The 15,948-nt window shown below is 68.7% G+C and carries 8 protein-coding genes; 2 read left to right on the top strand and 6 right to left on the bottom strand.

Annotated features, from left to right (window positions below):
- Window positions 1-78: 78 nt before the first annotated feature.
- The 3 genes from GEV01_RS25250 to dinB all read right to left on the bottom strand — a co-directional run bounded on the left by GEV01_RS25250 (window position 79) and on the right by dinB (window position 10,207).
- Window positions 79-7,905 carry a hypothetical protein gene (locus tag GEV01_RS25250; RefSeq protein ID WP_152808280.1) on the bottom strand — a complete coding sequence of 2,609 codons (7,827 nt, stop codon included), beginning with the start codon at window positions 7,903-7,905 and terminating at the stop codon, window positions 79-81.
- A gap of 172 nt (window positions 7,906-8,077) precedes the next feature.
- On the bottom strand, window positions 8,078-8,974 hold the full coding sequence (locus GEV01_RS25245; RefSeq protein ID WP_070267724.1) for a recombination-associated protein RdgC: 897 nt from the start codon (window positions 8,972-8,974) through the stop codon (window positions 8,078-8,080).
- 81 nt (window positions 8,975-9,055) lie between these two features.
- Window positions 9,056-10,207 (bottom strand): DNA polymerase IV, encoded by a 1,152-nt coding sequence (dinB, locus tag GEV01_RS25240; RefSeq protein WP_152808278.1) that lies wholly within the window; start codon window positions 10,205-10,207, stop codon window positions 9,056-9,058.
- Window positions 10,208-10,331: 124 nt separating this feature from the next.
- Here dinB and GEV01_RS25235 point away from each other — a divergent pair, with 124 nt between their 5' ends.
- Window positions 10,332-11,165: a substrate-binding periplasmic protein gene (locus tag GEV01_RS25235; RefSeq protein WP_152808276.1), complete on the top strand. Its 834-nt coding sequence runs from the start codon at window positions 10,332-10,334 to the stop codon at window positions 11,163-11,165.
- Here GEV01_RS25235 and GEV01_RS25230 read toward each other — a convergent pair.
- From GEV01_RS25230 to GEV01_RS25220, 3 genes are all read right to left on the bottom strand, one after another.
- A complete protein-coding gene (locus GEV01_RS25230; protein WP_152808274.1) occupies window positions 11,162-11,998 on the bottom strand; it encodes a helix-turn-helix domain-containing protein in 837 nt (278 codons plus the stop codon). The genes GEV01_RS25235 and GEV01_RS25230 overlap by 4 nt on opposite strands.
- A gap of 88 nt (window positions 11,999-12,086) precedes the next feature.
- Window positions 12,087-12,443, bottom strand: coding sequence for a nuclear transport factor 2 family protein (locus tag GEV01_RS25225; protein WP_070267730.1), 357 nt, complete (start codon window positions 12,441-12,443; stop codon window positions 12,087-12,089).
- Window positions 12,444-12,513: 70 nt separating this feature from the next.
- Window positions 12,514-13,794: an MFS transporter gene (locus tag GEV01_RS25220; RefSeq protein ID WP_235914566.1), complete on the bottom strand. Its 1,281-nt coding sequence runs from the start codon at window positions 13,792-13,794 to the stop codon at window positions 12,514-12,516.
- Between the two features lie 50 nt (window positions 13,795-13,844).
- On the opposite strand from GEV01_RS25220, the gene GEV01_RS25215 reads away from it, so the two are divergent.
- Window positions 13,845-15,947, top strand: coding sequence for a S9 family peptidase (locus GEV01_RS25215; protein WP_152808272.1), 2,103 nt, complete (start codon window positions 13,845-13,847; stop codon window positions 15,945-15,947).
- Window position 15,948: the final 1 nt, after the last annotated feature.

Genomic DNA, 15,948 nt, shown 5'->3' with positions numbered 1-15,948 from the left:
GAAATATTGAGGAAATGCTATCTCGCACCAGCAAAAAAAGCCCGCAAGCTGCGGGCTTTCCTGGCGCGGTGGCCTGAACTATTTGGGCACCGCCAGCATGCCGTGGCCGGCGGACGCCTGCAGCGCCTTCAGGCGCAGCGTGTCGCAATCGGCCTGGCCGGCGGCGGCCTGCTGGCCCGTGTCATGGAACTGCTGCAGCACATCGGCCATGCGCGCGGCCCTGGCCGCCAGCGGACCGGCCGGCGGCTGGCCGCCGCCGAGGTCCTGGCCAATACGCGGCGCCTGCTGCGCGGCCGCGTCGAACGCGGACAGCGCCTGCGCCATGCCGCTGACCTGGGCGCTCAAGCCCTGCTGGAACCAGACGTCGGCGGCCGCGTGCTGCCCGCCGTCGGTGCTGGTGTAGCTGGACGTCAGGCCGATGATGTTGCCGTGGTCAACCGCGCCGTCCTGCCGCACATCCAGGTTCAGGCTGGCGATATGCAGTTCGGCCAGCGTCTTGAGCTCGCCGGCCTGGCTGACGCCGTCGGCATTCGCATCGACCCACACGCGCAGGTCGCCAAAGCCGGCGTCGAGCGCGCTGACCATGCCGTCGTGGTTGCTGTCGAGTTCCGCCAGCGCCTGGTAGCCGTTGTCGGCGGTGCCGCCGCCGGCCAGCCTGGTGGCCGAGCCGAACAGTTCGCTGCCGTCGTTGATGACGCCGTCGTGGTTGCGGTCCAGCGCCAGCAAGCCGTCGCCCGGTCCGACCCAGCCGGTGGCGCGTTTCTGCCCGCTGGCCGCCAGGTCGAACTGCACGCCGGCCTCCAGCCCCAGCGTGCGGATGCCGTTGCCGTCGAGGTCCAGCACCAGCGGCGTGACGAAGGGCATGGCATGCAGCTGGGCCGTGCTGAAGGCGTCCTTCTGGGCCTGGCTCATGCCGTTGTACTGGGCCGACGACATCGCATGCGTCTGCGTGGTGGTCAGCGCCGACAGCTGGGCCGGCAGCATGGCCTGCATCTGCGTCGGCGACAGCGCGACGATCTGGCGCGTGCTCAGGCCGGCGATGTCGCGGGTTTCGATGGCGGTCAGGTTGGCCGCCGTCAGGTCGGCGATCAGCGTGGTGCTCAGCGCGCCCACCTGGGCCGACGACAGCGCCGCCATCTGCGCCGCCGTGAACTGGTCGGCGCCGGAAGCGCTCGCCCGCAAGGCCGCCACCTGCGCCAGCGTCAGCGCGGCGATCTGGCCGGTGCCCAGCGCCAGCAACTGGTCGTCCTGCAGCGCGCGGATCGCGGCGGTGGACAGCGCGGCGATATCGGCCGTTTCCAGCAGGCCGATGACCGAAGCCTGGATCTGCACCAGCGCCGCCGAATTCAGCGCCGCATACTGCGCCGTCGTCAGCGCGCGCAGCTGGGCGGTGTTCATCGCCGCCAGCAGATTGCCTTCGCGCGCGGCGGCGTTCAGCAGCAGCGGATTGATCGCGGCCAGATCGACCGGACTCAGCGCCGCCACCTGGCTGGCGCCGAGGATGCTCAACTGGTTGCTGCTGAACGCGGCCATCTGGCCGGTGCTCAGCGCCGCCAGCTGGCCGGGCGTCAGGGCCAATACCTGCTGGGTCTTGAGGCCGGCGATGGCCGAGGTTTTCAGGGCCGCCACGTCCGCCGTTTCCAGCGCCGCCACCACCGTCAGCTGCAGCGCGCCGAGCTGGGTGCTGCTCAGCGTTGCGGCCTGGGCCGTGGTCAGCGCGATCGCCTGCGCCGCGCTCAAGCCCTGCAGGGCGGCGGTGCGCAAGGCGGCGATCTGCGCCGTGCTCAGCACGGAGATCAGCTGCGCCGCGCTGCCCAGCGGGTCGGCGCCGAGCGCCGTCATTTGATCCGACGTCAGGCCGCTCAGCGCGGCCGTGCTCAGCGCGCCGAGGTTGGCGCTGCGGATGGCGCCGATATCGTCCACCGACAGGCGGGCCACTTGCTGGGACGTCAGCGCGTGGATCTGCAGCGAGCTGAAGCCGTAAATCTGTTGCGTGACCAGTCCGTCGATCTGGGCGCTGCGCAGCGACGCCACCTGGGCCGAGGTCAGGCCGGCCAGCTGCGCCGTCGTCAGGGCGCCGATATCGTCGCTCGACAGGCCGCCCAGCGCATTGGTGCTCAAGGCGCCGAGGTCGGCGCTCTCCAGGCCGGCCAGCGCCGCGGCGCTGAGCGCCGCCACCTGGGCGCTGTTCAGTACAGCGGCCTGGGCCGTGGTGAGCGCGGCCAGCTGGCTGCTGCCCAGCACCGCGGCCTGGGCCGTCTTGAGGCCGGCGATGGCGGCCGTGCGCAACGCCGCCACATCCGCCGTCGACAAGCTGGTCAGCAATGCCGGCGACAGCGCCGCCAGTTGCGCGCTGCTCAGCGCGCCCGCCTGCTGGGTAGCCAGCATCATCACCTGCGCGCTGGACAAGCCCTGCAGCGCGCTGGTGCCCAGCGCCGCGATCTGCGCCGTGGTCAGCGCGGCAAAGCGCGACGGGAAGCCGAAGAGGTCCATGCCCAGCAAAGGCAGCTGGTCCGAGCTCAGGCTGGCGATCGCCGCCGTGTTGAAGGCGCTGACGCGGGCCGAGTCGAAGGCGCCGAAGTCCGCCGCCGACAGGCCGGCCATCTGGCGCGAACCGAAGGCGCCGATCTGCGCCACCGTCAGGCCGCCCAGCTGGTCGCTGCCGAGGGCGGCGATCTGCTGGCTCAGCAGGGCCGTCACCTGGCGCGTGCTCAGGCTGTTGAGCTGGACCTGGGTCAGGTGGGCCAGCAGTGTTTCATCGAGGCCGGCAATCGCTTGCGGACTCAGGGCCGCCAGGTTGGCGGTGGTCAGGCCGGCCACGGTCTGGCTGCTGAGGGCGGCGATTTGCCGGCTGCTCAGTGCGGCGAACTGGGCCGTCGTCAGCGCGGCGAACTGGGTGCTGGTCAGCGCGGCGATCTGGTCGCTGCCCAGGCCGGCGATGGCGGCGGTCTTCAGCGCGGCCAGGTCGGCCGTTTCGATGGCGGCGATATTCTGGGTCGACAGCGCGGCCACCTGCTGGCTGGACAATACGGCAGCCTGCAGGGTGCTCAGCGCGGCCACCTGGCGCGTGCTCAGGCCGGCCAGCGCGGCGCTGCGCAGCGCGGCCACCTGGGCCGTCGTCAACACATCGATATGGCTGGCGCCGGCGGCATCGTTGCCCAGCGCGGCCAACTGGTCGGAGCTGAGCGCGGCGATGGCGGCGGTGCGCAGCGCGGCCAGGTCTTCCCCTTCCAGCGCGGCGATCTGGGCGCTGCTGAACGCGGCCAGCTGGCGGCTGCTCAACGCGGCGGCCTGGGCGGTGGTCAGGGCGATCACTTGCGGACGGGTCAGGCCCTGCAGGGCGTCGGTGCTCAGCGCGGCGATCTGCGCGGTGCGCAGCGAGGCGAACTGGGCGCTGGCGACGCCGGCGCCGAGGGCGGCCAGCTGGGCCGACGTCAGCGCGGCGATGACGGCCGTGCTCAAGCCCGGCAAGCCGCGGCTGTCGAGCGCGGCCAGGTCGCTGGTCGACAGGCCGGCGATGTGTTTGGAACCGAGCGCGGCCAGCTGCGCCGAACTGAGGGCGACCAGCTGCAGGGTGCTCAGCGCGACCAGCTGGTCGCTGCTCAAGGCCGCCACCTGCTGCGATTTCAGCGCCGCCAGTTGCGACGGCGTCAGCTGCGAGATCACGCGCGTGCTCAGGCCGGCGATCGCGGCCGTGGTCAGCGCCGACAAATTCGCGGTCGACAGGCCGGCCAGCGTATCGCTGGACAGCGCGCCCAGCTGCTGGCTGTTGAGGGCGGCCAATTGCTGGGTGGTCAGCGCGGTCAGCTGCGTGGCGGTCAGCGCCCGCATCTGGTCGGTCGACAGGCCGGCCAGCGCGGCCGTGCGCAGCGCCGTCACGTCGGCGCCTTCGAGCGCGGCGATATCGGCGGTGCCGAGCGCGGCGATCTGCGCGCTGCTCAGCGCGGCCGCCTGGGCCGTGCTGAGGGCGACGATCTGGCGCGTGCTCAGGCCGCTGAAGGCGGCGGCGCGCAGCGCGGCGATCTGCTGCGTGGACAACAGGTCGATATGGCTGGCGCCGGCGGCGTCGTTGCCCAGCTGCGCCAGCTGGGCGGCGCTCAGCGCGGCCAGCGCGGCGGTTTTCAGGCCGGCCACGGCGGCGGCGTCAAGCGCGTCGATGCCGGACGGCGACAGCGCGACGATCTGGCGCGAGCCGAAGGCGCCCAGCTGCGCCGAGCCCAGCGCGGCCAATTGCTGCGCGCTCAGGCCGGTCAACTGGTCGGTGCTCAGCGTGGCGATCTGGCGCGTGCTCAGCGCCGCCACTTGCGCGCTGCTCAGGCCGGCGAGCACGCTGACCGGCATGGCGGCGATCACCGCCGTGCTCAGCGCGCCGATGTCGTTGGTCTGCAGGCCGGCGATGGCCGACGATTGCAGCGCCAGGATCTGGCTGCTGTTCAGCGCGGCGACCTGGGCGCTGGTCAGCGCCGTCACCTGGTCGCTATTGAGCGCGGCCACTTGCTGGTTGCTCAAGCCGGTCAGCGCATTGGTCTTGAGCGCGGCCAGGTCGGCCGTTTCCAGCGCGGCGATATCGTTGGTGGACAGCGCGGCCAGCTGGCTGCTGCTCAGCACGGCCGCCTGCGCGGTGCTCAGCGCCACCGTCTGGCTGCTGGTCAGGCCGGCCAGGCTGGCCGGACGCAGCGCGGCGATCTGCGCCGTGCCCAGGCTGCCGAAGGCGCTGCCGGCCGGATCGTTGGCCAGCGCGGCCAGCTGGTCGGCGCGCAGCGCGGCCAGCGCCGAGGTGCTCAGCGAGCGCAGCGTGGCGGAGTTCAGCACGGCCACGTCGGCGCTCGACAGGCCGGCGATGTTGCGCGAGCTCAGGCCCAGCACCTGCGGCGCGGCCAGGCCGGCGACCTGCACCGTGCGCAGCGCCGCCAGCTGGTCGCTCGACAGCACGGCGAATTGTTGCGAGGTCAGGCTGGACAATTGCAGCACGCTGAGGTTGGCGACTGCGGCCGGGCTCAGCGCGGCGATATAGGCGGTGCCGAAGGCGGCCATATTGGCGCTGGAAAAGCCGGCGATGGTGTCGGACGACAGCGCGCCCAGCTGCGCGGCATTCATCGCCAGGAATTGGCCCATCGTCAGCGCGGCCAGCTGGCTGCTCGACAGCGCGGCCACCTGGGCCGGGCTGAGGCCGGGGATGGCGGCGGTGCGGATCGCGGCCAGGTCCAGCGGTTCCATGGCGGCGATGGCCTGCGTGCTCAGCGCGCGCAACTGGCTGCTGCTCAGGGCGGCGACCTGGCCGGCGGTCAGCGCGACCGCTTCGGCGGTGCTCAGGCCGCTCAGCGCGGCGCTGCGCAGCGCGGCGACCTGCGCGGTGGTCAGCAGCTGCACCATGCCGCTGCCGCCGTCGGCGGCGCCCAGCACGGCCAGCTGGTCGGAATTGAGCGCGGCAATCGCGGCCGTGCGCAGCGACGACAGCGTGGCCGACGCCAGGCCGGCGATGTCCGCGGTCGTCAGGCTACCCACCTGGAGCGAGCTCAACGCGGCGACCTGGCCGGAAGTCAGGCTGTGGATTTGCGCGCTGCTGAGCGCGTTCAACTGGGCGGTGCTCAGCGCGGCGATCTGGCGCGTGCCCAGGCCGGACAGCTGGGCCGTGGTCAGGCCGGCAATGCTGGCGGTATCGAGCACGGCGATCGCGCCGGCGCCCAGCGCGGCGAAGTCGGCGAATTCCAGGCCGGCCAGGCCGTCGCTGGTGAGGGCGTCGAACTGGCGGCTGCTCAGCGCGGCGATCTGGGACGTCGTCATGGCGCGCACTTGGGCGCTGCTCAGCACGGCGACCTGCTGGGTGGTCAGCGCGGCGATGGCGTTAGTTTTCAGGACCGGCACGTCGTCCGTAATGAACCAGGAGATTTGATCCGTGGACAGGCTGCTCAACTGCGCGGCGCTCAGCGCGGCGGCCTGCGCGGTGGTGAGGTACTGCAAGTGCGAAAAATTCAGGCCGGTCAGGGCGGCCGTACGCAAGGCCGCGATCTGGGCCGTCGTGACGTTCTGGAATTGCGCTCCGCCTGCGTTGGTGAGAGCGCTCAGCTGTGCCGACGACAAGGTGGAGAACGTCGCAGTGCTGATTGCCTGGCCGTTTACCGGGGAAACGCCTGCCTTGAAGAACACCGCAAAGACATCGCCCGGCGACATTGCCGCGAGCTGTGCCGTGCTGAGGACGCCGAGCTGCGCGCTGGTGAGGCTTTCAGCCTGGTCGGTGGACAGCGCCGCGATCTGGGCCGTGGTCAGGCTGGCGAACTGGCGGGTGCTCAAGCTGCTGAGCTGAGTCGTCGTCAGCATGGCCAGCACGGCCGGACTCAGCGCCGCGATGGCGCCGCCGCTCATGGCCAGCAAGTCGGCCGCCGGCAAGGCGGCGATCGCATCGCTGGACAGCGCGCCGATCTGGCGGCTGTTCAATGCGGCGAACTGGGCGGTGGTCAGCGCGCCCAGCTGGTTGTTGTCGAGCGCCGCCATCTGCTGCGTCGTCAGGCCGGCGATGGCGGCGGTCTTGATCGCCTTCAGATCGGCCGTGCCCAGCGCCGCGATCAGCGCCGTCGACAGGCTGGCCAGCTGCGCGCTGCTCAGCGCGGCGGCCTGGGCGGTCGACAGATGGGCCAGCTGCGCCGTGTTCATGCCCGCCAGCGCGGCGGTGCGCAGCGCGGCGATCTGCGCCGTGCCCAGGTCGGAAAACACCTGGTCGGTATTCTGGATGGAGCCGGTGCCCAGCTCGGCGAACTGGTCCGACGACAGCGCCGCCATGAACGCAGTGCTCAGGCCGGCCAGCGCGGCATAACTGAGGTCGGCGATATCCTGCGCCGACAAGCCCGCCACCTGGCGCGAGCCGAAGCCGGCGATGCGCACCGCGCTCAGCGAGTGGATCTGGTCGGAGGTCAGCGCCGCCACCTGGTTGCTGCTCAGCGCGCCCAACTGGCCCGAACCGAAGCCGGCCAGTTGCGCGGTGCTCAGTGTCGACAACAGGCCGGTGCCCAGCGCCGGCAGCGCGTTCAGGCTCAGCGCGGCCAGATCGCGGCTCTCCAGCCCGGCGATGCCGGCCGCCGACAGCGCGCCCAGCTGGGCGCTGCTCAAGGCGGCGAAATCGGCGGTGGTGAAAGCGGTCAACTGGGCCTGGCCCAGCGCGGCCACCTGGCGCGTCGACAACGCGGCGATGGCGGCGGTTTTCAGGGCGGCGATATCGGCCGTTTCCATCGCCGCGATGGCGTCGGTGGAAAAGGCGTTCAACTGCGCGCCGCTCAATGCGGCGGCCTGGGCCGTGCTCAGCGCCACGACCTGGTCGGAACTCAGCGCGGCCAGCTGCGCCGTGGCCAGCGCAGTGACGCCGCGCGTGCCCAGCGCGGCGATGCCGCCGGTGCCGATCGCCAGGATTTCATCAGCCGTGAAGGTCGCCAGCTGGCGCGTGCTCAAGGCGCTCAATTGACCCGTGCCCATCAGGGCCACCTGGTCGGACGACAGGCTGGCGATATTGGCGGTGCTCAAGGCGGCCAGGTCGGCCGTTTCAAACGCGGCGATGGCCTGGCTGCTGAGACTGGTGAAGGCTTTGGTGCCCAATGCGGCGGCCTGGGCGGTGGTCAGCGCGGCGACCTGGGCGCTGTTCAGCGCGCCCATGAAGCCGGACGGCAGCGCGCCGACGGCGTTCAGGATGGCCGGCTTGATCGCGGCCAGGTCTTGCGTGGTCAGTACCGCGACATTGCTGGCGGCCAGGTAGGCCAGCTGCTGGCTGGTCATGACGGCCAGGTGGTCGGTGCGCAGGGCGGGAACTTGGAGCGAACTCAACGCCGCGATATCTTCGCTGGTCCAGCTCAAGACATCCTGCGTGGAGAGGATGTTGGCGATCTGGTCAGTGGAAAGAATGGGGACGAAGGTGCTCATGACGAGTTCCTAATTTGATAACATCTTTCACTATAGCAGAAATCGCGCTAATTTCTACAGAGCAACGAAACTATTTTCCCTGGTTTTTATCAAAAATTACATGAAAAAAGCCGCAAAATCAAAGACTTTGCGGCATCTTTAACCAACAGGCAACGGCTTTGTTGTAGTCCGATTAAGCCTTCGCTTCGCCGCCCAGGGCCTCGACCACATCGGTCATCAGCTTGGCCAGTTCGCCGGTCATCAGCATGAAATCGCCGTCGAAACGCTCGTCGTCGTTCTTGGTGCTCGATTCCTTTTCAGCGATCACGTCCAGCGGCTTGATGCCCTTGATCGCCAGCGATTCGGTCAGCACGAAGGAAATCTTGCTGTCCCAGGTCATCGCCAGGCGGGTGCACTGCTTGCCGGCCGCGATGTGGCGGCGCACTTCGTCCGCTTCCAGCGTGTGGCGCACGTAGCGCACGGCCGCCTTGCTCTCGCCGGTGGCGCGCAGTTCGGTGTCCATGTCGACCGTGAAACCGGCCGGCGCATCGTCGGCCTGCAGCCATTCGGTCATCACGCCCACCGGCGAGCGCTGCACGCGCAGGCTTTCCAGCGGCAGCTTGTCGACCGCCTTGAGCAGCAGCTTGATCACTTCGTCGGCCTTGGCCGGGCTGGCGGCATCGACCACCAGCCAGCCGTTGACCGGATCGATCCAGGTCCAGACATTGCTGCGGATCGAGAAGGCGCGCGGCAGCAGCTCGTCGGCGACGCGCTCCTTCAATTCCTTCATGGCCTTCTTGCCGGGTGCGAAGCCTTGCGCCTCTTCCATTTCGGCGGCGCGGGCCTTGGCGACCTGGTTGATGACGGTGTTCGGCAGCAGTTTTTTCTCGGTGCCCAGCAGGATCAGCATTTGTTTGTTGACCACGTGCACCAGGCCACCGTTCGGGCGCGGCGTGTCCCAACCCTGGCGCAGCAGCTCATTGCTGCTGGCCGGGACGAAGGCGTGAGGAGCCAGCGCTGCTTCCAGTTGTTCGGGGGTGAAGGCCCAAGGGGCCGGCAGACGGTAAATCTGTAGATTCTTGAACCACATGTATTGAGCCTTGTTTCAGTAATGCCAGGGGAGCGCCATTTTACACGGTGATGGCGGCGCCGGACCGAATCTGTTGCTGACCTAGGCGAACAATTCGCCTTGCCGGGGCAACGCCGGCTGCGGGCCCGAGCCGGGCGGCTCCAGCGTGCTGGCGCGCACGCCCAACAGGCGCAGGCGGCGTTGCAGCGGCACCCGCTTCAGGCACTCGCGCGCGGCGTGCAGGATGCCGGTGGTGTCGGCCACCGGCTGCGGCAGGGTGACGTTGCGGCTGACGATCTGGAAATCGTCGTAGCGCAGCTTGATGCTGATGGTGCGGCTGACGTAGCCCTTGCGTTTGAGGTCGTCCGCCAGCCGCGCGCACAGCTGGGTCAGGATGCCGGACAGCGTGTCGCGGTCCTGGCGCGCATGCAGGTCGCGCTCGAAAGTGGTTTCGCGGCTGATCGACTTGCTCTCCGAGCTGGTGGAGATTTCGCGCCGGTCGATGCCGCGCGCAGCCTCGGCCAGCCAGGCCGAATAATGCGCGCCGAAATGGTCCTGCAACAGGCCGGCGTCGGCCGCCGCCAGCTGGCCTATGGTCGCTATGCCCAGCGCCGCCAGTTTCTCGGTGGCCTTGGGGCCGATGCCGTTAATCTTGCGCACGCCCAGCGGCCAGATGCGCGCCGGGATGTCGTCGTAGCCGAGGATGGTCAGGCCGTTGGGTTTTTCCAGGTCCGAGCTGATCTTCGACAGCAGCTTGTTGGGCGTGATGCCGATCGAGCACGACAGCCCGGTGGCGTCGCGCACGGCCTGCTTGATGCGCTGCGCCAGCTCGCGCGTCTCGCCTTCGACATGGGTCAGGTCGATATAGATTTCATCGATGCCGCGGTCCTCGAAATCCGGCGCGATGGCGGCCACGGCGTTCTTGAACAGCCGCGAGTAATGGCGGTAGGAGTCGAAATTGACCGGCAGCAGGATGGCGTCCGGCGCCAGCTTGGCCGCCTTCATCATGCCCATGGCCGAGCCCACGCCCAGCGCGCGCGCCTCGTAGGTGGCGGTGGTGATGACGCCGCGGCCGACATAGTCGCGCAGCCGCGAGAAGCTGTGGCTGCCGTCCGCCTGCGCCACCGGCTGGGCGTCGCGGCCGCCGCCTATGACCACCGGCAAGCCGCGCAATTCCGGGTAGCGCAGCAGCTCGACGGACGCGTAAAACGCGTCCATGTCGAGGTGGGCGATGCGGCGCAGGTCTTCAGCCATGGTGCGGGAACGATTACTGTGAATACATACAGTATCTACGGAAATCCCGCCGCCTGCAAGCATGCACTTTTCCGCGTGACCAAGTGTTACACTGAGACAACTACACCGACACCGCATCGCCGCCATGACCGAAAGACTGAGCACCGTTTTGCTGGCCATCCTGCTGCTGGCCGCGCCTGCGGCCCGGGCGGCGGCCGCGCCATGCGCGCCGGCGCGGGCCGGCCTCAGCGACCTGGGCTACTCGGCCTACCGCGAGGGCGGCGTCATCCACGGCAGCACGGCCGACGTGCTGGAAGAAATGCACCGGCGCAGCGGCTGCGCCTTCCAACTGGCGTGGTATCCGCACGGCCGGCTGTACGCGCAGTTCTTCAACGGCAGCCTGGACATCACCGGCGCCTCGCTGCGCACGCCCGAGCGCGACCGCCATGGCCTGTGGCTGCCCTACACCTACACCCACTTCGAACTGCTGCTGCTCAACAAAGACGCCGGCAAGTTCCGCAGCCTGGCCGATTTCGTCGACCACAGCAGCGCGCACCTGAACGTCACGCGCGGCATCTCGTATTCGGCCGCGACGATGGTGCAGATGGAGCGCCTGCAAAAGCTGGGACGGCTGGAATACGTCAACGACTACGGCGTGGTGTTCCGCAAGATCCTGGCTGGACGGGCCGAAGGCACGCTGGCGCCGCCCGCCATCCACGTGCTGCACCAGCGCCAGTTCCACATGCTGGGCAAGATGACCGGCACGCCGTTCGCGGAATCGCCGCGCGCGATGGTGGGCATGTATGTGTCGAAGCAGGTGCCGGCGGCGGCGCGGCGCCGTTACATCGACGCGCTGCGCGCCATCGTCGGCGACGGCACGGTGCAGAAAATCTACGAGCGCTACCTGGGCGAGGAAATCACCCGCCGCATCTTCAGTGGCGGCGTGCGCGACATCCTGGAGGCGATGCCGGACAGCTAGCAATGCCGGGCGCGGAACCACGCCGCGCTGGCTTCGTCTGCCGGGAAAAACGATTCGACCCGCAACTCGTGCACGGTCACGTCATGCGGCGTGCCCAGCGTGGCGATGGTGGTGAACAGATTCAGTTCGACGCCATCCTTGCGTATCGTCACCGGCAGAAAGGGCAAGGCGCGGCGGTCCAGGTTGGGCGCCAGATGGCCGACGCCCTGCATGCCGGCGACGCCGGGCAGCGCCAGCAGTTCGCCCAGCAGCACGGTGGCCGCGCTGCCGGGGCCGTCGCCCATCGCTTCGCGCTGTATCCAGTGCAGCAGGTCGGCGCCCACCTCTTCCCAGTTGTGCAGGTACTGGCGCACGCCGTGCGGATCCAGCATCAGCTTGAGCACGTTAACGGAGCCGTCGGTCGGCAGGGCCGCATCGTCGGGCAGGCCCAGCAGCCAGCGCATCATGCCGGCCGCCGGCGCGTTGGCCATCGCCAGGTTCCACAGGCGGTCCACCACCAGCGCGGGATACGGCGCCTGCTGCGCCAGCATGAAATCCAGCGCCTGCCGCACCGCGCCCAGTTCGGGATCGGACAGCTTGCGCTCCTGGTAGGCCGGCGCGTAGCCGGCCGACAGCAGCATGACGTTGCGTTGCCGCAGCGGGATCTCCAGCACCATGCCCAGCTTCAGTATCAAGTCCTTGCTGGGCTGCGAGCGGCCGCTTTCCAGGAAGCTGATGTGGCGCTGCGAAATCTCGCTCTCGGTCGACAGGCGCAGCTGGCTGTAGCCGCGCTTGCCGCGCCAGTACTTCAGCGCGGCGGCGAAGTCGCTGAAGTAATCGGCCGCGCCGCTCATGGGCATTCCGCCAGGCCGAGGCCATCGTTGGTTGTGCTGGGTGCAGGCATGATGATCTCCTTGAACGGCAATGATAGCCCGGCTGTGATCAAGGCGCGTTCAGGAAGCCGGTGACGCGGGTCAGGCGGCCGTCGGCGCCGAGTTCGGCGACATCGGTGCCGTGCGCCACCGGCGCGCTGCCGGGCACGGCCAGCGTCCACGAAAAGCGCACCACGTCGTTGTGGCCGTCCGGCGTGCCGTCCAGTTCGAAACGGTAGCCGGGGAACTGGCCTTGCGCGCCGGCGATCATGGCGTCGATGCCGTCGTGGCCGGCGCCGCGCATCATCGGATCGAGGTAGCTGGCGTCCAGCGCAAAGGCACGCGCCACCAGCGCGCGGCGGGCAGCGGCGTCGCGTTCGTTCCAGACGGCCAGGTATTGGGTAGCGATGTGGGATGGGGTGGTCATGGCGATCTCCTTGAGTGGGTTATGTCGTAGCGACAGAAACCATTCTCCGGATATCGCTGTGCGGCGGCGATTACGTCCCAGGTAATCGTCGCGTGACCACCAGCACGGCGCCGGCCACCAGGCTGGCGGCCAGCAGGTAGATGCCGTTGGCGGTGCTGCCGCTGGCGTCCTTGATGGCGCCCACCAGATACGGGCTGGCGAAGCCGGCCAGGTTGCCGACCGAGTTGATCAGCGCGATGCCAGCCGCCGCCGCCGTGCCGCCCAGCAGCGCGGTCGGCAGGCTCCAGAAGATCGGGAAGGTGGTGAGGATGCCGGCCGTGGCCACGCTCAGCGCGGCCATCGCCAGCACCGTGTTGTCGCTGTAAATGGTGGCGGCCACCAGGCCCAGCGCACCGGCCACGGCGGCAGCCGCCGCATGCCAGCGCCGCTCGCCGCTGCGGTCGGAATGGCGCGCGGCCAGCACCATCACCACCGCCGCCACCGAATACGGGATCGCCGTCAGCAGGCCGATATCGAGCACGTCCTTCACGCCGCTGTTCCTGATCAGCTGCGGCAGCCAGAAGCTCACGCCATACAAGCCCATCACGAACAAAAAGTACACCAGCGCCAGCAGCCACACCGTGCCGCTGCGGAACACCTGCGCCAGCGGCAGGCGTTGCTGGTGTTGGCCGTCGTCGGCGATGGCGCGTTCCAGTTGCAGCTTGTCGTCCTCGCTGAGCCACTTGGCGGCGCGGATGCCGTCGTCCAGGTAGAACAGCGTCCAGACGCCGATCAGCACCGACGGCAAGCCCTCCAGCAGGAACAGCCACTGCCATCCGCTCAGGCCGTAGCGTCCGCCAAAGGCTTGCATGATCCAGCCCGACAGCGGCCCGCCCACCACGCCTGCCACCGCCACGCCGCTCATGAACAGCGCCACCATGCGCGCGCGGCGCCGCGCCGGATACCAGTAGGTCAGATACAGGATGATGCCGGGGAAGAAGCCGGCCTCCGCCGCGCCGAGCAGGAAGCGCAGCAGATAGAAGCTCGCCACGCTGTCGGCGAACATCAGCGCCGACGAGATCAAGCCCCAGCTGATCATGATGCGGGCGATCCAGATGCGGGCGCCGGTGCGCGTCATCAGCAGGTTGGACGGCACCTCGAACAGGAAGTAGCCGATGAAGAAGATGCCGGCGCCGAGGCCGTACACGGTATCGCTGAAGCGCAGCTCGGCCAGCATCTGCAACTTGGCGAAGCCGACGTTGACCCGGTCCAGGTAGGCGGCCACGTAGCACAGGAACAGAAATGGCATCAGCCGCCAGCTGACGCGGCGGTACAAGGGGTCGAGCATGGCGTCGGAAATAGTTGTTTTCATTTGCTTAATTTGCAATACAATTTGCGGCTGACAATCAGCCCGGATTACCCATGATACGCATCCTGCCCGCTTTGCTTGCCCTGCCCGCCGTTCTGGCGCTGGCCAACCCCGCCGTGCCACCGGTCGCGGCGCAGAAGCCGTGGAGCGATCGCTATCACGGACAAGCGCTGGCCGACGAATACCACTGGCTGCAAAACCGCAACGATCCTGCGGTGCTCAGCTACCTGAAGGCGGAGAACGCCTACACCGAGGCCGCCACCGCCGCCATCGCGCCGCTGGCGAAAAGCCTGGCGGCCGAACTCACCGCCCGCACCACGGCCAGCGACCTGACGGTGCCGTGGCGCCAGGGCGATTTCTACTACTACGCGCGCATCGTCGCCGGCCAGCAATACGCGCTCAACTGCCGCCGCCGCGCGGCAGCCGACGGCAGCTACGACGACAGCGCGCCGGAAGATATCCTGCTGGACCAGAACCGCTTGGCGCAAGGCAAGAAATTCTTCGCGCTGGAAGGCATGATGCCCAGCCCCGACGGCCAGCTGCTGGCCTATCGCGCCGACACCAGCGGCAATCACCAGTTCCAGCTGCACATCAAGGACTTGCGCAGCGGCCGCGAGCTGCCCCTCAGCGTAGCGCGCGTGACATCGATGGAATGGGCCGCCGACAACCGCACCATCCTGCTGACGCAAGCCCATCCGTCCACGCTGCGCCCCGACCGCCTGCTGCGCGTGTCGACGGCGGGCGGCAAGCCGGTGGAAGTGTACCGCGAGCGCGACGGCAATTTCCTGCTCGGCGTCGGCCGCACGCACGACGGCCGCTTTCTCCAGCTGATGGCCCTCAGCTCCGACACCAGCGATACCTGGCTGCTGCCGCGCGACCAGCCGGCCGGCGCGCTGCGCCTGCTGATGCCGCGCACCACCGGCCACCGCTACGACGCCGACACGCGCGGCGACCGGCTCTACCTGCGCACCAACAAGGACGCGCCCAACTTCCGCGTGGTCAGCGCACCGCTGGCCGCGCCGCAGGAGTGGACCGAGGTGATGCGCCCCGAGGCCGGCACGCTGATCGAATCGATGGATGTGTTCCGCGATTTCCTCTTGCTCAGCGAACGCGCCAGCGCGCTCAGCCGCCCGCGCATCCTCGACTTCGCCACCGGACAATGGCGCAGCGTGCAGTTCGATGACGAGGTCTACCTGCTCCAGCAGACCGGCAACGCCGGCTACGACGACCGCAGCTACCGTCTGCAATACCAGTCGCCGGTGGCGCCGCCGATGGTGCTGGAAATCGACATGGTCAGCGGCGCGCGCAAGGTGCTCAAGCGCCAGCCGCTGGCCGGCGTCGACCTGGAGCGCTTTGTCACGCGCCGCATCTGGATCACCGCGCGCGACGGCGTCAAGGTGCCGGTGTGGCTGGCCTACCGCAAGGACGTCAAGCTCGACGGCAGCGCGCCGCTGCTGCTGTACGGCTACGGCGGCTGGGGCTTCCCCAGCGAAGCCCACTTCAGCCTGCGTCAGCTGAGCCTGATGGAACGCGGCGTCATCTACGCCGAAGCGCAGATCCGCGGCGGCAACGACCTGGGCGAACAATGGCACGACGACGGCAAGCTGATGAAGCGGAAAAATGTGTTCAACGATTTCATCGACAGCGCCGAGCACCTGGTGCGCGAGGGCTACACGCGGCCGGAGCGGCTCATCGCCGAGGGCGGCAGTTTCGGCGGCATGGTGATGGGCGTGGTGGCCAACGAGCGGCCCGAGATGTTCCATGCGGTGCTGGCGGGCGTGCCGCAGGCCGACCTGGTGCACGAGATCACCGATCCGACGCTGCCGATGGTGACCTACGAATACCTGGAGTCGGGCGACCCGAAGCAGAAGGCCGCCTTCGAATACATGAAAAGCTACTCGCCGTATGACAACATCAAGCGCCAGGCCTATCCGGCGATGCTGGTGACGGCCGGCTTCAAGGACACCCAGGCGCAGTACTGGCCGGCCGCCAAGTACGTGGCGCGGCTGCGCGCGCGCAAGACCGACAGCCGGCCGCTGCTGCTCAAGACCGACTTCACGTCCGGCCATTACGGCGCTTCCGGGCGCTATGACGCCATCGACGGCACGGCGTTTGAGCTGGCCTGGATGCTGTCGCAATGGGGCATCAACGAATAAT

Origin of the sequence: Rugamonas rivuli (assembly GCF_009380165.1) — a bacterium.
Classification (GTDB): Bacteria; Pseudomonadota; Gammaproteobacteria; order Burkholderiales; family Burkholderiaceae_D; genus Rugamonas; species Rugamonas rivuli.
Note: the sequence above shows the minus strand (reverse complement) of the source record. Positions and strands in the feature narration are given on the sequence as shown.